This window comes from Paenibacillus sp. D2_2, assembly GCF_031199965.1.
GTDB lineage: Bacteria > Bacillota > Bacilli > Paenibacillales > Paenibacillaceae > Fontibacillus.
The window spans coordinates 2,444,965-2,469,906 of record NZ_CP133605.1 but is presented as its reverse complement, the minus strand read 5'-3'; the positions used below and the strand labels follow the sequence as shown (position 1 = coordinate 2,469,906).

The window sequence follows — 24,942 nt, the reverse complement described above, 5'->3', positions numbered from 1 at the left end:
TTGCTCATCCTTTCGGCGGATCACCGCGATACTCTTGCGGCGTCACATTAAAGTGATTTTTAAATACCCTGATGAAGTAGGCAGGATTGTTGTAACCAACTTGCTCGGCTACTTCGTACACCTTCAGTTCCCGATTATTCAACAGCGATAAAGCTTTATCCATCCGCAACTGATAGACGTATTCGGTCATATTTTCGCCCGTCTCTTTTTTGTATACTTTAGACAGGTAGACCGGGTGAAGATGGACGCGATCAGCAATCGTCTGTAGGCATAGATCAGCGGACAAATGCGACTGGATATACTGCTGGACCTGCGCAACCAGCGACTTCCGATGTCGGGACAGATCGTCCTGCATTTCGGACCTAAATTCCGAGATCAGCTCCGAAGCCCACTGTTGCAGCTCGTCGATCGTCTGGATCAAACTCCCACTCGCTAGCCGATAATCGATGATTCGTTTCCCGTTCTTGTGAATCAAAAAGAAAAAGGAAGCGGAAAGACTGTGATAAATTTCCATTAAATGCTCATAGGAGCCGTTGAATTGCCGCCGCCACTCCCCGGCGATGTCCTCAAGCTTGGCAAGGGCGGCGTCCCACTGGCCCGCCTCTAGTAAATGAACGAACAGCGGTAGGCTGTACAGCGCTGAAAGTTCCGATGGCACGGAGTTGCGCGGTTCAGCCCCCACTGTGATGATCGTATCCCGCTCATCTCCAAGGAATTGACGAATCGAGGCGACACACTGTTGGTACGCTTGCTGCAACCGGGTGGGAAATGCCACCTCAGGGGAAATGATAACCGATACCGTAAAGCGGTACAGGTGCCGAACGATCCGTAGAAACTGGTCGGAGATTCGGTCCAGCGGCTGCGTTGCCGTCGCCTGTACCTTTCGCTTAACGACGAACATCAGATGGCCGTACATGTCCTCGCCGGTCCAGCTATCATACGCGTCCTCCAGAAGTTCCTCCATTATGTTCGTGAGTGCAAAGGCCATCAGCTTGGCGTCCGTGCGATCCGGCCCATCCTCCTCGCGTTCGATCCGCACTAGCAGCAGTGAGACGCCGTCGCCGTCGCGTATGCCGATGTCGTACTGCTCCAAGCGCTCCGCCAACTGCCGCTCCGGCCATTCGCTGCCGGACACCAGATCGCCGAGCAGCTTAGCACGCAGAATCGGGAGACTTTGGTGGAGGAACGCCTTGGATTCCAGATATGCCCGCTCCTGTTCCTTCTCCTGCTGCTGAATAACCGCCAGCTCCCGGACCGTGTAAGCAGCACTTCGTCGCGCACCGGCTTCAGCAGGTAATCGCTCGCTTCGTTACGCATGCCCGTCTTGACCAATTCAAACTCCACATATCCGGACAGCAGAATGCACTTAATGTATCTCCACCTTTTCTTGATGATGGCCGTCAGTTCCAGCCCGTCCATCTCCGGCATCTTCACATCCGTAATCACGATATCGAAGTCCCGCTCCTCCAGGAGCTCCAGCGCTTCCAGAGCCGAATATGCTCCGACGACCTCCTCGACGCCTGCACTTTCCCACGGGATGCTGCTCAGCATACTCTCGATGAGATGATACTCATCATCCACGATTAACAGTCTTGTCAATTTTGTCCCTCCATGTCCAGTTCATCTCTACGCGCAGTCCGTGTGAGGGGACAGGTACAATCCGATTCCCGCATCCTTGCCGAAGCGAAGCTGCAATCGGCGGTGAACGTTCGCCAGGCCGCAACTCACTTGCCTATCGTCGTTCACGTTCGCCAATCGCTGGCGCATCTCCTGTACCTTTGCCTCGGTCAGCTTGCCTCCGTTGTCCTCCACGACGAGCTTGAACCGATCGGCTTCGTGGAAGCCCGTGATCGTAATGTTGGAATCGCCAGCCATGAGTTCGATGCCATGGATCAGCGCGTTCTCTACGATCGGCTGCAGAATCAGCCGGGGCATCGGGACCTCGTTCATCGAGGGTTCAACCTTAATCTCGTAGCTCATCCGGCTCAGCCGAAGATAATGAATGCTCAGATAGTCGCTAGCGTTTGCGATCTCGTCCCTTAGCAGCACCTCCTGCTCTTCGACGCGCGTCGAATATCGATAAAAGTCGGCCAGATGGTACCCCATCTGCAGCGCTGCATCCTTGCGATCCATCTTAACCATATTCACCATATAACTCAGGCTGTTGTACAAAAAATGGGGATTGATTTGTGATTGCAGCTGCTTGAGTTCGGCCTCACTGGCTCTGATCTTCTCCTCCAGCACATTCTCGACGAGTTCCTGAATTTGTAAGGTCATTTCGTTGAACTGCCTCACGATAAATAGAAATTCATTTTTCACTGGCGTCTCGATCGGCGTCCCGTAGTGCCCCATCTTGACTTGACGTATGCCCTGGACAAGCGCTCGGAGAGGCACCTGCAGATTGATATAGACGACCCAGGCGACGAAGACGCTGACGAGTAGCATCAGACATATCGAACCGTACACGTAGTAATTGTTCTGACGGATCGGTGCCATAATATCGTCAAGCGGGATAACATTGACGACATACCCCTGCAGGCTGCTAATGGCCTTGAAGGCGATCAGGTAGTTGACGTTCTGCAGGCGAACGACCTGGTTTCCTCCGACCTGTGTAGAGAGCAAGTCCATATACTCTAAAACGTCGTCAAGGAGACGCTGGTCGAACGAACTGTTCGTAATGGCGGGATAGCCGCGCTGGTAGAACAGCGGGTTACCCTTACCCTCATCATTAAACTTGTTCAACATTTGCACGATATTACGCTCGGAGAAGCGAATCTCCACAACCGAGTTTGCCTGCTCGATCCGCTGCGCCATACCGTATGGTTCGACGCTAATGTGAACGAACTCTCCCTCGTCCTGGCTGCCGTTCGCCGCAAGATAGTTCCAATTGCGCATTGCCCATCTCTTGAGATCCGTATTGCTGGAAACAGGATGTGTCGCGGTCGATAGCGCCTGACCGGCTGAGGGTGCGAACACGGTGATATCGTTGGTCCACGAAGCCGACGCACTCTGAAGCTGCAACTTCTCCAGAATGGCCAATTTTTTTCTCATGATCTCGTACGGACTGTTAAGCAACGGGAAGCCCGTGAGTTCAATTATGTTCGAATCGCGCAGCAGAATTCTCGAGAAGGTCTCCAGTTGGAGCACCGTATTGTCCATTTGATCCGCAAAAAAGGACAACTGGTTCATCGACATATCGCGCAGCTGCTTTTTGACGACGGTCTCATGTTTCGCGTTCGAATAGCCGTACAGTAGCAATACCGCCACGAGGAACAGGCTGAGCGTCAAGAGTATTTTTTTGAAAAGCGTATGCTTCACAGTTCTCCTCCTCGCCGTTTTTCTCCTCGTGAGAAAAGTAATACTTCCTTACGAATCAAGCAGTTCATGCTATTCCTTGACGGCTCCGAGCGTCATGCCATTCACGAAATACCGCTGCAAAAAAGGATATACGAGCAAAATTGGCAAAGCTCCGATGAAAATCTGTGCGGAGCGGATCGTCCGCTCGGACAATGCTTCGAGCTCGGACGGATCGATGCTCGTATTGCGCATGTCTCCACTCTGGATTATCGTCTGCAAAAAGGTAGCGAGTGGATATTTGCGATAATCCGTCATGTACAACAACCCGTCGAACCAGGAATTCCAATGCCCAACCATCGCGAACAAGGATAGCGTAGCCAGAGACGGCAGCGACAAAGGCAGATAGATTCTTGCGAGCGACCGAAAATATCCCGCACCGTCTATAAACGCCGCCTCCTCCAGCTCCTTTGGAATACCGCGGAAAAATTGCATCATCAGAATAGTGTTGAACACGTTGACGGCAGTGGGCAGGATAAGCGCCCATATCGTATTCGTCAATTGTAGGTTCGTCACCACAATGTAAGTCGGGATCAAGCCACCGTTGAACAGCATCGTGAATACAATAATCCAGGAATATACTGCCCGTCCTGGGAAATTCTTGGACAAGCCGTAAGCCGCTGTGATGGTCAGAAGCATCGACAGCACCGTGCCTGACAACGTTCGGATCAACGAATACACCAGCGAGTTGAAAAACAACGGATTTGCCAGCGTTTTCTGATAGGCGATCGTCGTAAAATTAACCGGCCACAGTGAGACGATATTCGCGGTCGCCGCCGAACTGGAGCTGAATGATACAGCGAGTATGTGAATAAGCGGTATCAAGCATAGAAACGAGATCAATGCGAGAATGACGATATTGCACGCACTGAAAATTTTGTACGGTACAGTCTTATGATACATGCTCCGTCCCCCTTGTTAGAAAATTCGATAATTTCCAAACCGATAGGCCAACCGGTACGCGATCACGACCAGAACAAAGCTGACGGCAGATTTGAATAAACCGACGGCGGTCGCGAAGCTGAATGAACCACTCATGAGGCCAACCCGATAGACAAACGTATCGATGATGTCGCCTTCGTGGTATACTAGCGGGTTATACAAATTGAAAATTTGATCAAATCCAGCATTAAGAATATTTCCTAGCGAAAGTGTCACGACCACGACGATGACCGGGATGAGCGCAGGGAGAGTAATGTTCAGTGTCTGTCTCCACCAGGCCCCGTCAATCTCACCCGCCTCGTATAGTACTGGGCTAATGCCGCTTAGCGCGGCTAGATATATAATCGCGGAGAAACCGAATTCCTTCCAGACGTCGCTGACCACCAAGATAATCCGGAACCACGTCCCGTCTCCAAGGAAATGAATTGAATCGAAACCGAGACGGACCAGCAACTGGTTGATCATGCCGCTATTGGACAGCAGATCGGTCAGGATGCCGCCCAGGACGACCCAGGATAGGAAATGCGGCAAGTAGACCATCGTCTGGATGGTTCGCTTGAACGCCTGTTGCCGGACTTCGTTAATTAATAGGGCAAAAATGATAGGTACTATCGTATTTGCCACGATCTTCAACGTGGCGATCAACAGCGTATTCCATATGACTTGGAGGCCGTCCGGATACGTGAAAAGATAATGGAAATGCTCTAGGCCGACCCAAGGCGAATGAAACATGCCAAGACGTGGCTTGTAGTCTTGAAAAGCAAGGATAATTCCCATCATCGGCGCATAGTTAAAGATGCAGAGTATGATAATCGTAGGTAAAATGAATAAATGGATCGGCAAATACTTGACAAATCGTGAAGATTTCTTTTTTTCGGCTACTTCAGTCATTTCTGAATGTGCCTCCTCGTTCTTATCTATGCAAGACAGAGATGAGGAGGAGATTCCTCCTCAAGCTCCGCTGTAGAATTTCCGTTTATTTACCTGACACGGAAGTATACCATTCGTTAACTTCCTTCGTGATCTGATCTCCACCCAATTTCTTCCATTGCTCGACAAAGGTGTCAAATGTATCAAGCGAGGCTTGATTGTAAATAATCTTCAGGAACGTTTCATTCTCTATCTTACGGAGCAGATCGCTCTTCTGAGCCATCGTATCGGTAGGTGGCCCGGTGAACTGATCCGTAACAGAGGCTTTCTCGATATAGGTTTTCAGTACTGCCGAAGCCTCTTGCCAGCGCTTGTCGCGGCTAGCGAACTGCTTCTCGTAAGGAGTCTCCGGCGCATTGCCCTCTCCGAGTTTCGCCATGACTTCAAGCTCTTTCATCGGTGTCTGAATATCGTTATAAAAGAGTGTATATTTCTTCGCATCGACGAATCCGCCAGGGATCTTGTCGTGGTCGTAAACCGGCTCGTCGTCCACCATGATATAGTCGTAGCCTTCCGCCCAACCGTTCGCAAAATCCGAATCGGGGTCATAGAAGCCGGGCCCCATGATCTCATCAAGATACTGGAAAAGCCTGTCCATATGCTCGAAGTCTTTGCTGAAGTAGAATCGCATCGAAGAGAGCGGCTCGCCTATAAATCCTTGTTGTCCGTCAATCCCCGCCGGTATCGGAATTGGCTTGTAGTCGAAGTTCATGTTAGCCGTAAACGGCCAGCCGCCCGACATCCAAGTCGCGCCAAACACCATACCGGATTTTCCCTGGATAAAGCTTTCTACCGCCTTGCCCGCGTCCAACGTACCCGCGTCCTGATCGAGATAGCCCTTCTTCATCCACTCCGCCAACTTGGCTACACCCTGTTTCACGGTCGGCTGGATAGAGCCGTATTGAAGTTGACCGTCTGCCCCTTTATTCCAAATCCCTGGGATCGCCGTTTTACCGAAAAGGAAATCGGTCGAGGACATCCAGGTGGTGACTCCATCTCTCAGCGAGATCGACAGACCGATCGTATCTTTTTTGCCGTTGCCGTCCGGATCCTGATTCGTGAAGGCGTCCATAACCTTCTCCAACTCATCGATCGTCGTGGGCGCAGTCAGATTAAGCTTGTCCAACCAATCCTGACGAATCCACAGAACGTTGAAAGAGCTTACCGCATTGGTAATTGGCAATCCGTAGTGCTTGCCATCCTCCGTAACCGAGTACCACAGCTCGGGATATGTATCGAACAGCTCCTTCAGGCGGGAGACGCATACTTCTCGAACGCATCCGTAATGTCCATGATCTTTCCGGAATCGATCAACTGGGTCGCCAGTTTTAGGTCATCAAGGCGAATGACATCTGGAAACTTTTCTTTTGTATTCAGCATCAGCCGCAGCTTGGTCAAAAAGGCATCGTTGGTTCCTACCGTCCATTCATTTTTGAAGTTAATGCCTAGTTTTTCCTGTGCCCATTTGTAATGGACATTATTATCGATGTCCTCGCCGTCCCTGAACGTGATGTCTCCACCGACTTGACGGGCTGTTGTGATTGTCACGACTTCACTGTCGGAAGCGTTAGGGCTCGGGCTGTTTACACTTTGTTCGTTGTTCGAAGCGCAGCCTGCCAGCATTAAACTCGATACGAGCAATGAAGTTAAAACGAGTTTGCCTGACTTGTACTTCCCCTTCATTTTCTCATCCCCCTTGGAAATGTTTATTTGTACATCTTTATTATATTTTGGTCTCGTAGGGGGTTATATAATAAAAACTAAACAACGATAATAAAAACAAAGCTAATATTGGCTGTTCCCTTCAGTCACCTTGTTGAAAACAAGTATTACAGGCGATGATCGGGAGTCTAAATATCCTAACAACAAAAAAGGTTCTGATCCGCGGAAAATCGCAGAACAGAAACCTATTGTTGATGGGTATAGTGCGGTCAAGAGGATTTGAACCTCCATGTCATTGCTGACACTAGAACCTGAATCTAGCGCGTCTGCCAATTCCGCCATGATTGCATTCTCTTCGTCCGGCAAGACCGCCGTCCAGCGGACAAAAACGATTATATCACGAAAAACGTCCTACTGTCAAAATAATTGAATAACTCGGTCGAGTGTGACATAGTACGAAAATCCGTACATTTATTCCTATTTTTCTCGCGATTGTCAACGATTTGTCATACAACAGAAATAAATGTACGAACGATAGTTTGGCTTATGGCAATGGATGCAATTGATCTCTAACAGCTGCCGAGAAGCTTCTGGTGAAGCAATATATGCTTTTTCCCATTCTGCTTACCATGCTGCAGCGCGATCTGGATGCTATCGGACAGTCGTTCGCCCAAGCATAACAAACTAAACAATAAAGTGTATGAAAATTTCAGATTAATATTCATCATTGCCGAACCACCTGTATTATCAACAATATTCTTCAATATCGACCAATGTGAGACCATCATGGTGCGGGATTAATAACTTCTCATCATAAACACATAATATTTGATTAAGTTAGGATGTCACCGCTTCAGCTTCCGATAACCTCGCTTCTTCTCGTACGAAGCCTCCAAGTACCCTTGATATAACCAGATCGATGCCGTTAGCCAGCAAGCACTGATTAAATATCCCCCAAGTACATCGCTAGGGTAATGCACACCTAGATAAATGCGGCTAATGCCGATCATTAGTATCAGACAGGCCCCGCCAACTATGACTGCGATTCTGCCAAGTATGTAAGGAATATGTTTCCATACCAAGAAGACGATCGCTCCATAGAGACTAAAGGCAGCCATCGAATGACCGCTGGGAAAGCTGAAGCCTGTCTCTTCAATAAGTCTGTGTAGGGAAGGACGGTCGCGACGGAATATTTGCTTAAGTAATATATTTAACAATGCGGATCCGGCTACGACGGCGACCAGGAATACTAGTTCACTACGATGATGCAGCACGACATACAAGAGTATGAGTGTCGCCAGCAAAATAACAATAACAGGAATCTGACCACCAATCCATGTAAACACCTTCATTATTCTCGTTAGAGAATCCGACTCTAACCCCTGAACAAACGTGATCACCGTATTATCAAAAGTGTGAACATGCATTCCGCCGACCCAGTAAGCGATCATTCCGAATCCGGCTAAGCATAGCAAACTAAGCAAAAATGTAAATGAAAATTTAAGTTTAAAACTCATAGATACAACACCACCTGATGCGAAATCGTCTATTCCAGACTTTGCCCGATAAAAACAAGAAATCCTTATAAAATAAGGATTTCTTGTAATGGATATTTATTATATAGTAATCGATTTTAGTCTTCAAGCTCAACGTTGTGGTAAACCTGTTGCACATCCTCCAGGTCTTCAAGCGCATCAACCAGCTTCTCAAACTGAGCTTGCCCATCTTCCGGCAGAGTTACATAGTTCTGAGCAATCATGCTAAGTTCAGCAATGGTGAATTCTGTGACCCCTGCAGCGTTGAACGCGTCCTGCACAGCCTGGAATTGATCCGGTTCGGCATATACGATAACCGATTCATCTTCCTCGAGAATGTCACGAACATCTACATCTGCTTCCATTAACAATTCAAGTACTTCATCAGAAGTTTTACCTTCTACCCCAAATACCGCTGCAGAATCGAACATATAAGCGACAGAACCACTAACACCCATATTACCGCCATTCTTATTAAATGCGGCACGTACTGCTGATGCTGTACGGTTCACATTGTTCGTCAATGCATCGACAATAATCATGGAGCCATTTGGTCCGAAACCTTCATAACGAAGATCGTTATACACTTCATCCGCACTGCCTTTTGCCTTGTCCAAAGCACGATCAATAATCGCCTTAGGCACATTATAGGTCTTCGCACGTTCAAGAACGACCTTCAGCGCGCGGTTCGATTCCGGATCTGGCTCGCCCTTCTTAGCTGCCACATAAATTTCTACGCCAAATTTAGCATAAACCCGGCTTGTATTAGCATCTTTTGAAGCTTTCTTCTCTTTAATATTATTCCACTTACGTCCCATCTTGTTCACACCTCATTATTATTTATGTTTAATTCATCGAGAGCAAAAGATAGGTGGTGACGATTTATTGAGTATCAAGTTCATATATTCAACCCCAAAGCATGATTTATACCCCGTTTATTATATATCGTACAGAAGCACGAAAACAAGCTGTTCAGTATTCTATACCTCGATTTACAGATCGCCATAGTAGAAATCGTTCACACCGTATTCATCTATTGAACAGATGAACTGGAAGGCTGAGTGCTATATCATCTTTGAATATGCATATGACTATCCGCTTCATCCCAAGGAACGCTGTAAGCCTGACCCTTGGCACAGAAGATAGATGCCGAGGTATACTCCGGATCCGCATTCATATCATAACTCCGACTCTCAATGACTCTCTCAGTCTCATGGCACGGCTGATAGCCGCCAAGTTGCATAGATAGCGATCCCCTCCCCTTCGAAAAGAAGCTAGCTCAGCACTATAATTCATAAACGTAGCAACCGGTGCAGTTCCGTTAATGAATGCTTGATCTCCATGAGTCTCAGGTGGATCGAATGAACCATGAGCTTGCCGAATATCTGACATAACACGACCTATCAAATCTAAATCGACCTTGATCTTGAAGGTGTAATAAGGTTCCAGCAATATGTTCTCAGCTTGCTCCAGTCCCTGCCTCAGCGCTCTGTGTGTTGCTTCACGAAAATCGCCGCCGCTCGTATGCTTATTATGGGCTCGTCCATTCAACAAGGTAACGACCACATCCGTAAACGGAGATCCGGTCAACAGACCGTGATGCTCACGTTCTAGCACATGCTGACCGATCAAGTTCTGATAACCTGTGCTTAAATGATCGGGATGGCACTTATTTTGGAATACAACTCCGCTATCCCGCGGTCCCGGCTCAATCCTCAAATGAACTTCCGCATAATGACCCAACGGTTCAAAATGCCCACATCCACAAACCTCGCCTGCAATCGTCTCTTTATATAATATCTCCGGCGTGCCAAAGGTGACTTTCAGCTTGAAGCGATCCATGACGACCTGCTCCAGCACTTCAAGCTGGATCGCCCCCATCACATGGATATACAGCTCCTGCAGCGCTTCATCCCAAATGACATTTAACGAAGGATCCTCATCGCCCAGCATCTGAAAATATCGCTGTACCTCTCGGACAGACAGCTTCGGATCGAACAGAACTTTGGACTTCAGAGCCGGGACAAGTTCATACTTAGCTCGTTGTTGCAGTTCCCCCAGCCCATCGCCGACAGCTGCTGAAGAGAGCCCAGTCACTGCGATCAGTTGACCTGCTTCAGCTTCCTCAACAATCGTATATTTCTCGCCATTATATGTACGAAGAGATGTTACTTTCTCCTGCACCTGTTCACCATTACTGTTCATATATCTCACTTCATCGCGGACTTTCAAATTACCAGACGTGATCTTCAGGAAGGAGAGACATGTTCCTTGCAGCTCATGCCGTATTTTATAGACTCTGGCAGCGAAAGCAGCATTTCGATTATAGGTTGTAGAGGTCAGCATCTCTAGATTATTAAGAAAATCGTCTATCCCTTGATCCATTAGCGCCGAACCAGACATAACCGGGAACAGATCACCCTTCTTCATCGTGCTTGTCATCACTGTTAGAACTTTATCTGTATCATAGCTGCCCTCAAGATAGTCCTCCAGTAATTGTTCATCATGCTCGGCGACAGCTGCTACTAGATCCTCCTCCAGATTCGCTATGCTTAGTTGTCCATTCACCTTGACCGCATATGGGGTTAACTGCCTATGAATTTGCTCCAGAACAGCTTCAAGATCCGCACCGGTACGATCCATTTTATTAACGAAGAATATAGTTGGAATACGATGCTTCCGCAGAAGCTGCCAGACCGTCTCCGTATGTCCTTGAACCCCTTCCACTGCACTTAGAATCACAATGGCGTAATCCATCACTTGTAGTGATCGTTCCATCTCTGCCGAGAAATCGACGTGTCCCGGCGTATCGATGAGACAATAGCTTGAAGCCTCATAATTCATCATCGCTTGGTCAGCAAATATCGTAATACCACGTGCCTTCTCTAGTTCATGTGTGTCGAGAAAAGAGTCCTGATGATCCACTCGCCCTTTACTTCGGATGCTGTTCGTATGATAGAGAAGCTGCTCGGCAAAAGTCGTCTTCCCCGCATCAACATGCGCCAGCAGCCCAATCGTCTTATTCATGATCATTTCTAAACACTTCCCATTTACAAGTAACCTTTTGTCTCTATAATGAAGTTGAAAAAGTCCGCAGCTTATAAATCAGCTTCCATACACAAAAATTCAACTTCTTCTCCATTAATCTTGGATAGTACCGTTCCTCTCGGAACAAAGCCGTTCTCAGCGTAAACACGCTTAGCTCGTTCATTGAAGGTGGCTACTACAAGTCTGAACTTGCTCTGCCCGTGCTGATTTTGTAACCATTGCAGCCCCTCTTGAACGAACACACCTCCGAGTCCCTGACCTGTGAGAGCGGGATCCATACCAAGGCCGATGTCTAGTCGCTGCTCATCCGTATACAGGCCGGCCGTATAACCGCCTGGCACTCTGGCTGAGAGTCCAAAACAGAAAAATCCAACGAGACAACTGGCATCATCTGTGACGCAAAAATAATCACCGTTCATCAGTTCAGCCACCCCTTCTTCATCAGGGTCCATATTATAAAAATTATAGGGAGCCGGATATTCCCATTGGGATATGATTACGGCTGCCTCCCTGGTCATTTCTTTAAAAGTATAACTCATCTGTAGCATCCTCCTCTATGTCCGTGCCTCTAAATCTATACGGGCAACAACTCGTGCTATCGCTGAATCAGCCTGAATAAGCATTGGTAATGCCATTATCTCAAAATGACTCATATTTAACAGACGATCTACGTTTGTTAAATTTTCTAGAATCAAAATATTATTCTGAAACAACAATTTATGTACCTCGAATGGATACTTATCGGGAGACGGTGTATCAAGCCCAATCATTTTGACCTGTTTACGCACTAGCAGTTCGGCAAATTCCTTAGTCAAAATTGGATATTCCATAAAATACTCTTCCTGACCATAACATTGACTATGGCCGGTATAGAGAACGACAATATCTTGAGGCTTAATTAACGTCTCATATTTCTCCTCATACTCTATAATCTTCTGCCCGATACATCCAGTAGACAAGCTTGACCTATAAATTGTTCTAACGGAAATTCACTCAAATAATGTTGAATGTCCAGGAGATGCATTGGACCATCTATATGAGTACCCGCATGCATATTGATATCCAATTGATGATTGTTATAATAATCCTGCTTGATATGTTTGGACTGCCTCAGAGATGTTTCCTGATCCCCAGGATACACGGGCATGCCATCCTGTATTAAATGAGTAAGATCGATGAGCATGTACTAGCCCCCCACTACTGAACGGTATTTTTATAATGGCTTATATCACCATGCAACTGAATCTCCCACGAATCTCCTTCGTACGAGACTTTACAGAGACATGCCGGATGAATGTATGGAAGATCCCACAATTTTTGCAGAGTCCGACCTTCGAAGTAACCCATCAACAGCTTAACTACAACAGTATGCGTCGCGATCAGAATGGTCTTCCCTTCATGCTCTCGCACAATTTCCGTTAGCTTCTTATGAGCGCGGTTAAATACCTCCTGATAGGTCTCACTTCCAGATACGCCAAATCTCCCTGGATCTTTCCAGAAATACTCCATCTGATCCGGATAAACAACTTCTATCTCATCCTGGGTCATTCCCTCCCAAGCACCCAGATTAATCTCTTTGAAATCATCCGTCTCAAAAATATCAATCTCTCTATCCGCTCTGATCAGCTCTGCCGTTCTACTTGCTCTTGGGCTTGAACTCGCATAAATGACGTCGATAGGCTCGTTCTGAAGCGCCTCACCAAGCCATTTAGCCTGTTCAACACCCAAATCCGTTAATGGCGAGTCCTGGTGTCCCTGCATCCGGTGCTTCACATTCCATTCCGTCTGTCCGTGTCTCACAATATAAATATGAGTTTTCATAAAGTCCCACTCCTTAAGCATCATAGCTTCATATAAGGTGCATTCTACTTGATTCCTAAAGCAACAACAAGCATAGATTAAGATTAAAAAAAGCCTGCAGATGCAAGCTTTTCAAATCCATTCGTATATTACTTCCACTAAAATGACGTCATACCTGCTGCATCAACTTAACCATTTTATAGCGGCCCGGTACAGCAACGAATTGAAGACGATCGCGATTAATCGTTAGCATCGGAATATTCAATGAATCGTTATTGGTGCGCATGTATTCTATTTTCTTACTCACAGCAAGCTCAATAGCTTTCAGTTTTAGTGATAACCCTATCTTTTGGCCACGGTAATCTCGTCGGACACCTGTATACTCATTATACATACTTTGCGTAGTCTCAAAGTGTAGTAAATGAGTGACTCCGATGAATTTATTCCCATCCAGAGCTACAAGAACATTTTCAAGCTTTGATTCCGGCAATTCGAGGGTCCATTTTCTCCATTCGTGAAAATCAAAATAATCTCCACTGAAGCCAGGTATATCCTGCGCCGTCTCTTTATACAGCTCGTACAGCCTATGTTCACGGTCAGGATCATCGATTTCTGTGAGCGGTAGAATTGGATAACTGAGATTAATATACTCAGACATCCTCCCGTCAAATGAGTTCAGTTCCAGGACAGATTCGAAATTATGTCTCTCTTGTTCATAGCCGTGCTCTCGGGCAAAAGCTAAAGAGCTGTCCTGATCATCGTGTACCTCATAATTCAGCTTACTGGCGCCAATATCGTAAGCCCACTGTTCCAACTTTTTGTACAATGCTGCGCCAATCCCTTGATTCCTATAATGCGGATTCACAATAAGTGCATGGTTCAGCTCTCCTGCCGCTGTCCATGGTGCTCTCCAGGATATGCCATAGCCAACGATGACTCCCTTCTCATCCACAGCTACGATCCGCATACGGTCATAACCAGTCAGTAGTCCTGATTCATTCTTCCCCAACGAACCTACAGCGGGGATCTTGGAATCCTCTATAGCCAAATTATCCGCATGAATCTCCTCAGAGAGTATATAATTCAGCAAATTGGCAACCTCGGAATAATCATCCGGGGTTTGCATTTTTGAACTGTAAAGTTCATTCCTTCACTCCTCATATGGTCATTGATCATTATGTAACCATTTTCAACCAACTGCAGTAGGAAAGCGAGGAATAGAATAAATATAAACAACTATTCCTTCATGTGCTCAAGTATGTACCTCAGCTACCATGGTTACCGACGTACCCACCATACCAACCTCTTCAAACCCGAATCTCTTATATAATTTCATAGCCGATATATTACCTGGATCTACACTTAGCGATATTCTGCTTACATCCTTTTCTCTGAGCGCTTCAAACAATTTATACATTAGTGCCGTACCAATTCCATGCCCCGATACGTCTTCAATAACGCCATTCCAAGCTCAGGAACATCATGGTCTACATACCCAAATCCTTTGTTCTCTTCATTAAAATAACGGGCGGTAATCGACCCTACGGGCGTACTTGAATAATCAACTGCAATAAAACCTATATCTCCTTCCCGCCCCAGCCTTCTACATACTTGGAGATGTGAGGATCAAGGATAATATCTTTTTCGAACGGCTCCTGCCCTTCAATTACATATAAAGACTCGTACAAAGTTTCCCATAAAAAAGGTATATCCTCGTCCGTAATTGGTCTGATTGAATACTGCATCACTCTGATCTCCCATCTATATTTAGAAACTTCACCGACGGCTCCATCGAGATTACTCCACCTCAAAAATAGAATCAACAATAATCGGTAGATTGTTTCTCCTCTTACAATTCATCTTGCTTCCAGACAACATTAAGGGCCAATAAAGAACTTGATGATTTCTGAATCTATCTCTTCTGCTTGCTCATGATTAATAGCATGTCCGGCATGACGCACAATTCTATAATTTAAACCATGCGATTCTAGCCTTTGAATCGATTTGGGATAATTGCTGAGCATATCTTGATCACCAATTAAGAAGCGCGACTTGTCCCGGATACTGGAGATTTGCTCATCGTTAAATATTGTCAGCTTGTGCTGTACCATAGACTTGTTATTGAAATACTTAAGCAAGTAATACCAATGCTTCATCAACTCCGTATTGCTCTCAAATACCTTATAATTGGGACCAGACAACTTCCTTAACAGTCTTTTGCAGCTACCCTCACTTGGAAACAGCGCCTCCGGTAGGAAGGCTTTCATCATCTTGCCCATCACTTCAGCCTGGCTAGCTGCGATTCCACCGGCCATGCATATGATCTTGATGACCCTATCCGGTCTCATAATGGCATAATGATAGGCTAAATAAGCCCCATACGAGACTCCTGCAACATATAACCATTCGATGCTAAGTCCATCTAGTACTTCATCCAGCCAGACAGTTTGATCGAATTTTACATAGTAATCTATATTAGGCTCGCTCTTCCCGGATCCCCCTATTGCGTCAACCGCTATAACGAAGAATCGCTCAGATAGACGCTGGACATTGTAGATCCACATCATCGCCGCATTGTCCGCAGTTCCATGAAGTAATAATAGCGGTGGATTCTCCATAGCGCCGGCGGTCACCACATGGGTGCTTCCGTACGAGGTCATGATGTCTCGCTCCACATAATCGACGCTCCAGTCTTCTAATAGCTTCTCATAAGAATGATAGATGAGTTCACGACCTGATACGGATTTGTACCTGCGCATATAGATTAGCTCCTATTAATTAATTTTTTTCTTAGGAAGAATATTGCCACCGAATGCTATTCCTCCACTATGGTCAGCAGCGGCCACAATCTATCCCACTCTTTCTTTCCGACCCTTTCCAGATAATAAGCCTGATCCGAAAAGAACGGACTTCTTCTCACTACCATTTTGAATAGATCCTCCAGTCCATGCGGTGCACAAACCAGAAATTGATCCGTCTGGTCAAGCATTGCTCCAACAGCCGTGGCCGTCTCAGGCCAGCGCTTTAATGCATCCAACGTAGAAAGATAAGGACTGGCTTCATTACGGATATGCATTCTTGCTTGATTCTTCACCGACCACTTATCGTTGCCGGTACTACGCTTCAGTTCATCCTCTAACAGCCGATCCCGTTCCTCTGATATATCTTGTGGATCATAATAAATTACGTCAATGTCACCGTAAGTTCGACGGTTTCCGTATCCATGCAGACGATCCCAGACATAATTCCGAATGTATCCAGCTGCGATATAGCTCTGAGGCAAGTCTAGTTGCCGTACTAGCTTCAGATCATTCATGATCTGATTGTCTTCACTTAAGAACTGAATTAATCTCTTCTCCAGCATAGGGGTCCTCCTTAAATCATGATCACGATTCTTTTAGTTTGATTCCATATATTGTAACATGCGGCACCAGGTATGAGATACCTTGTAATGCTGAAATCATAATGATCATAATCTAATATCAGCTGCACCTTCAAAAGACACTTCCGCTTTTCAATATTGATTTGGAGATGTTCGATATGAGCGATCCCTTAACTTGGTCCGAACGCCGATTAAACAAGCCAAATATTCTAATTCTGCTGGTAGACGAAGAACGCTACCCTCCCCCTTACGAGAATCCGGAAATTCAAGAATGGAGGAGACAAAACCTGCTGGCCCAGCAATTTTTAAAACAACATAGTCTTGAGTTCCATCGCCATTATATTGGAAGCTCCGCATGCAGCCCTAGTCGTGCGACGATAATGACCGGGCACTATCCCTCTCTACATGGGGTTACACAGACGAATGGAGTAGCCAAGAGTGCTTTCGATGCGGATATGTTCTGGTTGGATCGGAATACGGTGCCAACGATGGGAGATTATTTTCGCGAGGCAGGGTATCAGACTTTCTACAAGGGGAAATGGCATGTGTCCGATGAGGATATTATTGTGCCCGGAACCCTTAATAGTCTGCCTAGCTACGACACTAAAATCGGGGTGCCCGATCCGCAATTGGCACAATTATATGCCCGAGCGGAGCGCCTGAACGATTTCGGCTTTCATGGTTGGATTGGTCCTGAGCCGCATGGCAAAAATCCCCGGAACTCAGGTTCTTCTGCGTCAAATGGAATTAGCGGCCGTGATGTTGTCTACGCAGCGGAAACAGTTCAGTTAATCGAGTCCTTGGATCAACAGAAGATTAATGACGAGAATCCTCCACCTTGGTTGATTGTAACCTCGTTCGTGAACCCGCATGATATCGTATTATACGGCGCTATTACTGCACATTTACCTATGTTCCACTTTGCGGTAGAGGGGACCATACCGGAAGTCACGCCCTCACCAACCAATCATGAGCCGTTGAATACCAAGCCACGCTGCCAAGCAAGCTATCGTGATATTTACCCTAGAGCCCTGCAACCCATCACCAACCAATCATTCTATCGAAGACTGTATTACCAACTGCAGAAGAACGCTGATCAACAAATGCAAAAAGTACTTGAAGCTCTGATCCGTTCCTCCTTCTATGACAATACGATCGTTATTTTCACCTCTGATCACGGGGATTTGCTAGGCTCCCATGGACATCTCTATCAAAAATGGTACTGTGCCTATGAAGAATTTCTACACGTCCCTCTGCTGATTCATAACAGACATCTGTTCCCACATGGTCAAGATACCCACACCCTCACTAGTCACGTTGATCTTCTACCTACCATGCTAGGCCTCATCGGCGCTGATGTTCCTGAGATACAACGTCGCCTGCAGGACAGATTCAGTGAAGCAAAACCGCTGGTAGGACGCAATCTGGCACCGCCCATGTTGAATCAGAACGCCAACATCATCGCTGATGAGCCACTCTACTTCATGACCGATGATGACGTGACACGAGGCCTGCGACAGATCAATCCGTTAGGCATGCCTTATCCCGCTGTTGTACAGCCGAATCATATCGAAACCGTGATAATGGCATTAGAGAATAATGGTGTGAAAGAGCTTTGGAAATTGTCCCGCTATTTTGATAATGTCCAGTTCTGGAGCGAGCCAGGGGTAAGGGATGTGATCTTGACTTCACAGATAACCGATAATTTGACCGAAGATTCTCCCTCGAAATGCAGCCTACATGTCAAAACCGTTCCGGAGCAGGATGAATATGAACTATACAATCTCACCCTAGATCCGTTAGAAGCGAAGAATCTGGCGCATCCTGCTTTTGCAACGACTTACGGCAGGAGCATCCAGCAAACCATGATGCAGCTTCTGGATGAACAACGCAAACTGAAACGCCTCTATCCGTCCCAGTCTGGGATAACTTGATACTCACGAATTCTCTATATAATTAAAAAAGTCCGGTCTCGGGATGACATTCCCGAACCGGACCCAGATTTATTTTACATACCAGTAACCCTTAATCCCCTTCTCTATCCGCACCAAGGCTTCCAAATAGAAGTAGTCCCCCAGATCATGTAGTCATCCGGTGCACGGTCCCCTCGAACATGATAGGAGCCATGCTTCAATAATCCTTCCGCATCCGGAAGATTCATAGTCGCATATCTCTCTACCAGCGATCTCATTGTGCGATCCAGAGCTTCCTCGAACAATTGACGGCTGGAGTTATCACCTTCATCGGCAGTCAATTCCAACAACTCTAACAGTCCGCATGCTGTGATCGCCGAAGCTGAGCTGTCACGCGGCGTTCCCTCTTCAACTGGTACATCAAAATCCCAATACACAACGTCATCCTCTGGCATATGCTCGATAAAGTATTTCGCAAGACGCTTCGAAGTATCCAAGAAAGCCTCATGCTTCGTATAACGATAAGCCAGAGCGAAGCCGTAAATTCCCCAGGCCTGGCCGCGTGTCCATGTTGAACCGTCCTGATAGCCTTGATGTGTGCCACCGCGAATCGCATTACCGTTAGCTCTATCGAAATAAAAAGTATGGTAGGACGAGCCATCCCCACGAACGAGGAATTTCTCACTAATCAACGCATGTTGCATGGCAACATCATAATATCTCTGATCATGAGTCTGCTCGTACGCCCAGAACAGAAGCGGGAGATTCAGTAGACAGTCGATGATCATCCGCCCTCCATTCTCCGGATCATCCTCAAGTCCCCAGGCTTGGATGATACCGATTTGTGGGCGCCAACGATGTAATAATGTGTCCGCCGCCTTAAGCGCAACTTGACGTGCCTCTTCATTTCCAGTAACTCTCCACTCCGCTACCGCCGACAGAGAATATAGGAAGCCGATATCATGATGATCCAGAGCGACATGCTTCTCCAGACGTTCCCGGAAGTTGGCCAGATAAGCCTCGGCCGACTCTTTATAGAATGTATCTTGGCCATATTCATAAGCAAGCCACATCATACCGGTATAGAAGCCCTCGATCCAATCGTTATTCTCTCCCCATTCGTAGCACTGTCCCTCAATGATATGAGGCAGCATGCCAGGATGCTTAACAATATTTTGTCTTAGCTTAACCAGGGCGTCCTTAATCGCTGTGTTCCACATCGTTCCTCATCTCCCCAAGATTCATTCTCATCCATTCCAGGATGTGTATTCGCTCGGCGTCATGCCGATCTCTCGTTTGAATAATTTAATGAAGTAACTCTTATTAGCGTAACCCAGATAATCCGAGATCTCCTCGATCGTCTTACTGGATTGCTCCAACAATTGCTTGGCCTTCTGTAGCTTCACCATATTGACGTATTCAATGAAGTTCTGATTGGTCTCGCGCTTGAATAAACGGCTGAAATAACTGGAATTCAGGTTTAGATAAGCAGCCATATCCTCAAGCGTTAATTTCTCAGTAACATGCTGTATGACGTACTGCTGTGCCCGAATAACCTCCGTCCGTTTGGAACGGATCGACAGGATGCTTAATTTCCTGGACAGCTTCAATAAATATTCCATAATCCAACTCTTTAGGTGCTCCATCGAGTGAATACTATTGACTACATCGTATAGTTTATCTTCAGATAGATCCGGTTGAGTTCGAAGCGTAACCATCGTCTTCATCTGGAGTTCCATCAGCAACTGCAGCACCCATTCCTTGACATTCGCCGGATGGAAGCGATGATTCTCAACCCACCCTGTCCACTCATCGATAGTGTTCCGCAATTGCTCCTGCAGATTTAGGGCTAGACTATCATTAATTTTCGAGAAAAATGCCGCGTACTCTCCATACATATCCTCTTCAGAAAATACAGCCTTCTCGAACCGATGCAACTCATTCTCCCTTAAATAGAAGCGCTGACTACTATCGTTCAGCATCGGCAGCAAGATACGGCGCAGCTCATCTGGCGTGTCTCCTTGACGACCCAATAGACAAGTAACCGATACTTTTACATATTTTTTAATAGCTTGAATCGCCTTCGGTATGGAGTAGAATAACAGCTGCTGCTCCTTGACAGGCTCTTCACAGCAGACAAGAATGACAAGTTCATGTTGGTTATAGCGGAAAATAACGCTTCGATGCATAGCATCGAGCACTTCCTGCAGGACATTCTCCACCGCAAAGATCATCGTATGATCGTTCATTTGGCGGCTACGGATCATATCGGACATGCGATCCACACATACTACTAGAGGGACGTAATGCTTGGCATTAAGCATTAACCCGTTCAGATTAGCCTGCTTGATCCATGCATCCTTCGTCCAAGATAGCTGATACAACGTATCCTTCAGAAAATTCTCCTTAAGGGCAGATCGATTCTTCGCCTCGATTTGCATATACTTCAGAGCTTCTGCAGTCCGATTCCTCTCCTTGCTCAGATCGGCTGATATATGGCCCAGTAGCTGCTGCAGCTGGTCTACATTCAAGCTCTCTTTCAGAATATAATCGCTCGCTTTCAGCTTCATCGCTTGCTGTGCATAAGTAAATTCATTATGACAGGATAGAATGACTGACCGAAGTTGCGGATTTACCGTACTGAATTTCTCCAGCATTTCGAGACCATTCATCTTGGGCATCCCTATATCGGTAATGACGATATCAGGATATCGCCGTTGTGATCCTTCCCAGGCTTCCAGACCATTCGAATAACAGCCCACCAGTTCAATATCTAGCTCTGCCCATGCCACGTTCTCAGAGAGATAACGCAACACCGGATAGTCATCATCCACCAGAATCGCCGTCAACATGAAGATCACCTCGCCTTAGTCTCATACGGAAATTGGATTACTATAACGGTCCCGACATCCTCTTCACTATGCAACTCAGTAACTAACTTCTCGCCATAAATCAGGCGCAATCTCTGGAACACATTCACAACACCGATCCCTGAGAATCCCTGTCTTGGCCCTTCCTTCGCATTACCATTATCCTGATTCATCTTAGCGAGCAGTTCATCCAATCTTGACTTGTTCATGCCAGCTCCGTTGTCGCGCACCGTTATTCTGAGATCACTGGCCCCTTGCTGCTCTACTCTTTCCGCTTCAATGAAGATATCACCATCAAATTGCTCAAAGCCATGTATAATTGCATTTTCTATAAAAGGCTGAATTATAAATCTTGGCACTAGCGCCTTCTCACAGCCAGGAATCAGGCTCACATCCAGACGAACCTGATTCGCATGACGGAAGTTCATTAACCGGGTATAGTGCCCGATCGTATCGATCTCCTCCTGTAACGTGATGAACTCATTATCACGGTTAATCGTCATGCGCAGTAAGGACGACAGTGATTCGATCAATTCCGCATTCTCCCGGTCTCCCCGGATCAGAATATTGAAGCGGATGGAATTCAGCAGATTGAACATAAAATGCGGGTTAATCTGGGCCTGAAGCATCTCAAGCTCCGCCTTGCGCTTCCCCGCCTGCTCGATCGTAATTTGCTCCACCATTGACTCAATCCGGTCTAGCATGTTATCAATCGTTCGTGCCAGCATAGTAACCTCGTTGTTACCGCGGATTCCGGAACGCATATCCAGTCTCCCCGCCCAATATGCGTAATAAAGCGGCTTAAATCTCGAATTGGCTTCGTAAATGTAGCAATTAATACAGTCAATAGAATACAGAAAATGGTGAAAAACAGAGCCTGCAGTCCGAAACTAATCAAGAGGATTTGTCTATTCTTGGAAATGGCCGAAGACAATGGAACCAAGCTAACCAGCTTCCAATCATTCGCATGAATCTCCTGCTCTGCGTACACATATTTTTTGCTGTTCATTTCGACCGTTCGATCATGCTCGTCTTGTCTCCACCAGTCCATCTTGCTACCGATGAATGAGGGATCTGAATGGGAAACCACTGTTCCTTCTTCATTCAGCAACATGACCTGTTGATTCGAACTCAAGTTTTTAGTGAGCAAGCTGTTGATTTTCCGCTCATTTACACTAATCACAACATACCCAATAATACTATTGGATGAAGTTCGAATCGGACGGCCTATTGTGATCACATAGGATCCCTTCTTCCCGCCCCATCATAATAATTAGGCTGCAAACCAACCCAATAAGTGGAGAATGCCGGTGTATGATTTAATTGCTCAAACCATGACTGGCTGTACAGCTTATAAGGATTAAAATCACTATATGAATAATTGGTATATGTAAAATCGTTCTTTCCCAAGATGGTGACATAAAAATCATCATACTGACGTAACAGCTCATCCAACATGCGGATCAGCCTACTGTAATTTAAGTGATAGTCGTCGTTCTCTTCCAGCGAGCCCTTTTTCTTCTGGCCCCACTGAATCTGTTGCCTGATCTCCGAATTCATGAGTGCCACATTAGATATCTCTAACGTCTGGTCCATAACACTGTTTACTTCAGACTGAATTGCCCTTAAACCATCTTCAGAGCTGGTAACAGCACGCTCCAGAAGAAGATCTTTCGTCAAGTAATTGGTCATCAGATAAATTCCGCCGAGCGGCAGTAGAAAACAAAGTAATGCTGACCAAATCAATTTTTTGCGTAAAGAGAAATTAAACCTATTCATGATTACTGGCCTCACATCTGCTATGAATTGATATAAGGGAAAACATAACGTTTTCCCTTATACCATCATTGTATAATCCTTCTACTAGGAGAACCAGACTCATTACTACACCTATCCGGTGCAATAATTTTACTTTTTTTAGAGGTAGTTTAAAAAGTCCCCACGCAATTTAGTTGTTGTTCACGACTTCAGTAATCTTCTGATCAATGCTATCAATCGTCTTATCGATATCCTGTTTATTCATCAGATATAGCTCAGCTTCTGGGATAACAACGTTCTTCGCTTCATCCGCGTATTTAGCTGGCACAGATGAAGATCCAGGAGTTGAATTTTTCATGGTGTATTTCAACGATTCTACATTAATCTTCGACGGATCCTTGGAAGAGTTCACGATCGTATCTACCAGCTTATCCGTATCCGATTTAGCCCAACCGGAAAATACTCTTCCGCCAATCTCTAATCCTTGGGAAGTATACCATCTTACAAATTCATAAGCAGCTTCTTTATTTTTGGATTTCGAAGCTACCGCCATATAGGTAGGTTGAACTGGTGAGTAGTGCTTGCTCTCTCCTTCTAATTTAGGAAGTGGGGCAAATACAGTTTCAAAAGTAGCCGGGATTGCATCCGTTCCGCCTGACTCCGCTACCATCCAGTCACCAATCGGAAGCATAGCCGCGAGCCCGTTGAAATATTGGTTACGATAAGCTAACTTTTGCGAAATAATATCCTCATACGGATTTGCACTCTTATCTTCGTACATCATTTTCTTCATCATCTCAAGGTTTGATTTCAAGAGTGGATCCTTGGCATTAGATGTTCCATCGCTCTTCAGGAACGTATTGTCTGACGGCTTACTCATCAACTGTAATTGGAAGTAGTCCGGCCAATTGTGAAGATACGCGCCATAGCGTTTCTCAGCACCCTCTCCTTTGGTCAGGGTCTTCGCATATTGCTCAAAATCATTCCAAGTCCAATCTGTTGGAACAGGTAGCCCTGCTTCATCCAACATCGATTTGTTCAAAATCACGAACCAGCGCTGCATGGACGATGGAAGAGCATAAATTTTGCCGTTCACATGCGTATCTACCAAATATTCATCCTCGTATTTGTAACCGTCTTTTGCAATATAATCATCTAACGGTTCGAACAATCCGATATCCGCACGTTGAGTATAATTCGTATAAGGCAATTCAACGATATCCAACTGATCATTCGATGCTGCCATCAGATCCAGCTTTTGCATCGAAGCTACCGAATCACCTTTTTCATTCAGAAGATCCAGTTCTACCTTAATGTTAGGGTGCTCTTTCTCAAATTCTGGGATGATCTTGCTCCATTGTGCTTTTGCATCTGTCTGCCATGTGCTAAGCTTCAGCGTAACCTGTTCTGTAGTAGGCTTATCCCCAGAATTGCTCGTGCCATTTGCCTTTGAATCTGTGTTCTTTCCATTGCCACCGCCGCAGGCTGTAACCGCTAGAGCAAGAGACAAGCTTAACAACATTACTGACCATTTTTTCATCCTCATATAGACCCTCCTCTAATAACTACTTGAGCGACTTCTATAATAGTTGAACTAAAGATTACACAGAGAACAGCGAAGGGTTGAAATGATTCTGGAGAAGCTGAGAGCTTTCTGAAAGAAAGCTAGCTTCGGAAGCATAAGCTGCGTTCGCCTTTGTGAACAGATTTCTACCTTATTGGATTCTATTGAATCAAGAAATCTGTGA

The 24,942-nt window shown here is 46.0% G+C and carries 25 protein-coding genes, 1 tRNA gene and 2 pseudogenes; 1 reads left to right on the top strand and 27 read right to left on the bottom strand.

Annotation, left to right across the window (positions count from 1 at the left end):
- Window positions 1-4 precede the first annotated feature (4 nt).
- From RE628_RS12560 to RE628_RS12460, 21 genes and pseudogenes are all read right to left on the bottom strand, one after another.
- Window positions 5-1,039, bottom strand: a complete 1,035-nt coding sequence (locus tag RE628_RS12560) for a helix-turn-helix transcriptional regulator (protein WP_309158986.1) — start codon at window positions 1,037-1,039, stop codon at window positions 5-7.
- Window positions 1,039-1,599, bottom strand: coding sequence for a response regulator (locus RE628_RS12555; protein WP_309158985.1), 561 nt, complete (start codon window positions 1,597-1,599; stop codon window positions 1,039-1,041). The genes RE628_RS12560 and RE628_RS12555 overlap by 1 nt, the downstream gene beginning before the upstream one ends.
- Before the next feature lie 27 nt (window positions 1,600-1,626).
- A complete protein-coding gene (locus RE628_RS12550) occupies window positions 1,627-3,318 on the bottom strand; it encodes a sensor histidine kinase (protein ID WP_309158984.1) in 1,692 nt (563 codons plus the stop codon).
- Between the two features lie 69 nt (window positions 3,319-3,387).
- Window positions 3,388-4,257: a carbohydrate ABC transporter permease gene (locus RE628_RS12545; protein ID WP_309158983.1), complete on the bottom strand. Its 870-nt coding sequence runs from the start codon at window positions 4,255-4,257 to the stop codon at window positions 3,388-3,390.
- A 15-nt stretch (window positions 4,258-4,272) separates the two neighbouring features.
- A complete protein-coding gene (locus tag RE628_RS12540; RefSeq protein WP_309158982.1) occupies window positions 4,273-5,187 on the bottom strand; it encodes an ABC transporter permease in 915 nt (304 codons plus the stop codon).
- 85 nt (window positions 5,188-5,272) lie between these two features.
- Window positions 5,273-6,409, bottom strand: coding sequence for a type 2 periplasmic-binding domain-containing protein (locus RE628_RS12535; RefSeq protein ID WP_309158981.1), 1,137 nt, complete (start codon window positions 6,407-6,409; stop codon window positions 5,273-5,275).
- Between the two features lie 65 nt (window positions 6,410-6,474).
- Window positions 6,475-6,909 carry a hypothetical protein gene (locus RE628_RS12530; RefSeq protein ID WP_309158980.1) on the bottom strand — a complete coding sequence of 145 codons (435 nt, stop codon included), beginning with the start codon at window positions 6,907-6,909 and terminating at the stop codon, window positions 6,475-6,477.
- A 243-nt stretch (window positions 6,910-7,152) separates the two neighbouring features.
- Window positions 7,153-7,236: transfer RNA gene (locus RE628_RS12525), tRNA-Leu, on the bottom strand.
- A gap of 221 nt (window positions 7,237-7,457) precedes the next feature.
- Entirely contained in the window at window positions 7,458-7,616 is a 159-nt protein-coding gene (locus RE628_RS12520; RefSeq protein WP_309158979.1) for a hypothetical protein, read from the bottom strand.
- Window positions 7,617-7,733: 117 nt separating this feature from the next.
- The gene (locus RE628_RS12515) at window positions 7,734-8,405 is read right to left on the bottom strand and encodes a phosphatase PAP2 family protein (protein ID WP_309158978.1); all 672 of its coding nucleotides are present in this window, start codon (window positions 8,403-8,405) and stop codon (window positions 7,734-7,736) included.
- A gap of 116 nt (window positions 8,406-8,521) precedes the next feature.
- Window positions 8,522-9,241 (bottom strand): YebC/PmpR family DNA-binding transcriptional regulator, encoded by a 720-nt coding sequence (locus tag RE628_RS12510; RefSeq protein WP_068781401.1) that lies wholly within the window; start codon window positions 9,239-9,241, stop codon window positions 8,522-8,524.
- Window positions 9,242-9,492: 251 nt separating this feature from the next.
- A pseudogene (locus tag RE628_RS12505) lies at window positions 9,493-11,450 on the bottom strand (GTP-binding protein).
- Window positions 11,451-11,521: 71 nt separating this feature from the next.
- Window positions 11,522-12,010 carry a GNAT family N-acetyltransferase gene (locus RE628_RS12500; RefSeq protein ID WP_309158977.1) on the bottom strand — a complete coding sequence of 163 codons (489 nt, stop codon included), beginning with the start codon at window positions 12,008-12,010 and terminating at the stop codon, window positions 11,522-11,524.
- A 15-nt stretch (window positions 12,011-12,025) separates the two neighbouring features.
- Window positions 12,026-12,430: a cyclase family protein gene (locus tag RE628_RS12495; RefSeq protein ID WP_309158976.1), complete on the bottom strand. Its 405-nt coding sequence runs from the start codon at window positions 12,428-12,430 to the stop codon at window positions 12,026-12,028.
- On the bottom strand, window positions 12,397-12,654 hold the full coding sequence (locus tag RE628_RS12490; protein WP_309158975.1) for a cyclase family protein: 258 nt from the start codon (window positions 12,652-12,654) through the stop codon (window positions 12,397-12,399). The genes RE628_RS12495 and RE628_RS12490 overlap by 34 nt, the downstream gene beginning before the upstream one ends.
- A 14-nt stretch (window positions 12,655-12,668) precedes the next feature.
- Window positions 12,669-13,292, bottom strand: coding sequence for a histidine phosphatase family protein (locus tag RE628_RS12485; protein ID WP_309158974.1), 624 nt, complete (start codon window positions 13,290-13,292; stop codon window positions 12,669-12,671).
- A gap of 148 nt (window positions 13,293-13,440) precedes the next feature.
- Window positions 13,441-14,397 (bottom strand): GNAT family N-acetyltransferase, encoded by a 957-nt coding sequence (locus RE628_RS12480; RefSeq protein WP_309158973.1) that lies wholly within the window; start codon window positions 14,395-14,397, stop codon window positions 13,441-13,443.
- Between the two features lie 126 nt (window positions 14,398-14,523).
- Window positions 14,524-14,688 carry a GNAT family N-acetyltransferase gene (locus RE628_RS12475; protein ID WP_309158972.1) on the bottom strand — a complete coding sequence of 55 codons (165 nt, stop codon included), beginning with the start codon at window positions 14,686-14,688 and terminating at the stop codon, window positions 14,524-14,526.
- Window positions 14,689-14,848: 160 nt separating this feature from the next.
- Window positions 14,849-15,016: a hypothetical protein gene (locus RE628_RS12470; RefSeq protein ID WP_309158971.1), complete on the bottom strand. Its 168-nt coding sequence runs from the start codon at window positions 15,014-15,016 to the stop codon at window positions 14,849-14,851.
- A 132-nt stretch (window positions 15,017-15,148) separates the two neighbouring features.
- Window positions 15,149-16,030 carry an alpha/beta fold hydrolase gene (locus tag RE628_RS12465; RefSeq protein WP_309158970.1) on the bottom strand — a complete coding sequence of 294 codons (882 nt, stop codon included), beginning with the start codon at window positions 16,028-16,030 and terminating at the stop codon, window positions 15,149-15,151.
- 56 nt (window positions 16,031-16,086) lie between these two features.
- Complete coding sequence (locus RE628_RS12460; protein WP_309158969.1) at window positions 16,087-16,635, bottom strand: nucleotidyltransferase family protein; 549 nt, start codon at window positions 16,633-16,635, stop codon at window positions 16,087-16,089.
- A gap of 176 nt (window positions 16,636-16,811) precedes the next feature.
- On the opposite strand from RE628_RS12460, the gene RE628_RS12455 reads away from it, so the two are divergent.
- Complete coding sequence (locus RE628_RS12455; protein ID WP_309158968.1) at window positions 16,812-18,587, top strand: sulfatase family protein; 1,776 nt, start codon at window positions 16,812-16,814, stop codon at window positions 18,585-18,587.
- 69 nt (window positions 18,588-18,656) lie between these two features.
- Here the strand turns inward: RE628_RS12455 and RE628_RS12450 are convergent.
- The 6 genes and pseudogenes from RE628_RS12450 to RE628_RS12425 all read right to left on the bottom strand — a co-directional run bounded on the left by RE628_RS12450 (window position 18,657) and on the right by RE628_RS12425 (window position 24,740).
- A pseudogene (locus RE628_RS12450) lies at window positions 18,657-19,786 on the bottom strand (glycoside hydrolase family 88 protein).
- Window positions 19,787-19,813: 27 nt separating this feature from the next.
- Entirely contained in the window at window positions 19,814-21,418 is a 1,605-nt protein-coding gene (locus RE628_RS12445) for a response regulator transcription factor (protein ID WP_309158967.1), read from the bottom strand.
- A 5-nt stretch (window positions 21,419-21,423) separates the two neighbouring features.
- Window positions 21,424-22,200 (bottom strand): sensor histidine kinase, encoded by a 777-nt coding sequence (locus RE628_RS12440; RefSeq protein ID WP_309158966.1) that lies wholly within the window; start codon window positions 22,198-22,200, stop codon window positions 21,424-21,426.
- The gene (locus RE628_RS12435) at window positions 22,134-22,676 is read right to left on the bottom strand and encodes a HAMP domain-containing protein (protein WP_309158965.1); all 543 of its coding nucleotides are present in this window, start codon (window positions 22,674-22,676) and stop codon (window positions 22,134-22,136) included. Before RE628_RS12435 ends, RE628_RS12440 begins: the two co-directional genes overlap by 67 nt.
- Window positions 22,673-23,215 carry a hypothetical protein gene (locus RE628_RS12430; RefSeq protein ID WP_309158964.1) on the bottom strand — a complete coding sequence of 181 codons (543 nt, stop codon included), beginning with the start codon at window positions 23,213-23,215 and terminating at the stop codon, window positions 22,673-22,675. Before RE628_RS12430 ends, RE628_RS12435 begins: the two co-directional genes overlap by 4 nt.
- A gap of 169 nt (window positions 23,216-23,384) precedes the next feature.
- Window positions 23,385-24,740: an ABC transporter substrate-binding protein gene (locus RE628_RS12425; RefSeq protein WP_309158963.1), complete on the bottom strand. Its 1,356-nt coding sequence runs from the start codon at window positions 24,738-24,740 to the stop codon at window positions 23,385-23,387.
- Window positions 24,741-24,942 lie beyond the last annotated feature (202 nt).

Coding starts and splice junctions, on each gene's coding strand:
- RE628_RS12445 (WP_309158967.1), bottom strand. CDS start 21,418: ATGTTGACGGCGATTCTGGTGGATGATGACTATCCGGTGTTGCGTTAT.
- RE628_RS12545 (WP_309158983.1), bottom strand. CDS start 4,257: ATGTATCATAAGACTGTACCGTACAAAATTTTCAGTGCGTGCAATATC.
- RE628_RS12490 (WP_309158975.1), bottom strand. CDS start 12,654: ATGCTCATCGATCTTACTCATTTAATACAGGATGGCATGCCCGTGTAT.
- RE628_RS12460 (WP_309158969.1), bottom strand. CDS start 16,635: ATGCTGGAGAAGAGATTAATTCAGTTCTTAAGTGAAGACAATCAGATC.
- RE628_RS12475 (WP_309158972.1), bottom strand. CDS start 14,688: ATGTATAAATTGTTTGAAGCGCTCAGAGAAAAGGATGTAAGCAGAATA.
- RE628_RS12485 (WP_309158974.1), bottom strand. CDS start 13,292: ATGAAAACTCATATTTATATTGTGAGACACGGACAGACGGAATGGAAT.
- RE628_RS12455 (WP_309158968.1), top strand. CDS start 16,812: ATGAGCGATCCCTTAACTTGGTCCGAACGCCGATTAAACAAGCCAAAT.
- RE628_RS12510 (WP_068781401.1), bottom strand. CDS start 9,241: ATGGGACGTAAGTGGAATAATATTAAAGAGAAGAAAGCTTCAAAAGAT.
- RE628_RS12540 (WP_309158982.1), bottom strand. CDS start 5,187: ATGACTGAAGTAGCCGAAAAAAAGAAATCTTCACGATTTGTCAAGTAT.
- RE628_RS12500 (WP_309158977.1), bottom strand. CDS start 12,010: ATGAGTTATACTTTTAAAGAAATGACCAGGGAGGCAGCCGTAATCATA.
- RE628_RS12440 (WP_309158966.1), bottom strand. CDS start 22,200: ATGCGTTCCGGAATCCGCGGTAACAACGAGGTTACTATGCTGGCACGA.
- RE628_RS12465 (WP_309158970.1), bottom strand. CDS start 16,030: ATGCGCAGGTACAAATCCGTATCAGGTCGTGAACTCATCTATCATTCT.
- RE628_RS12520 (WP_309158979.1), bottom strand. CDS start 7,616: ATGATGAATATTAATCTGAAATTTTCATACACTTTATTGTTTAGTTTG.
- RE628_RS12515 (WP_309158978.1), bottom strand. CDS start 8,405: ATGAGTTTTAAACTTAAATTTTCATTTACATTTTTGCTTAGTTTGCTA.
- RE628_RS12430 (WP_309158964.1), bottom strand. CDS start 23,215: ATGAATAGGTTTAATTTCTCTTTACGCAAAAAATTGATTTGGTCAGCA.
- RE628_RS12530 (WP_309158980.1), bottom strand. CDS start 6,909: ATGAAGGGGAAGTACAAGTCAGGCAAACTCGTTTTAACTTCATTGCTC.
- RE628_RS12480 (WP_309158973.1), bottom strand. CDS start 14,397: ATGCAAACCCCGGATGATTATTCCGAGGTTGCCAATTTGCTGAATTAT.
- RE628_RS12425 (WP_309158963.1), bottom strand. CDS start 24,740: ATGAGGATGAAAAAATGGTCAGTAATGTTGTTAAGCTTGTCTCTTGCT.
- RE628_RS12470 (WP_309158971.1), bottom strand. CDS start 15,016: ATGCAGTATTCAATCAGACCAATTACGGACGAGGATATACCTTTTTTA.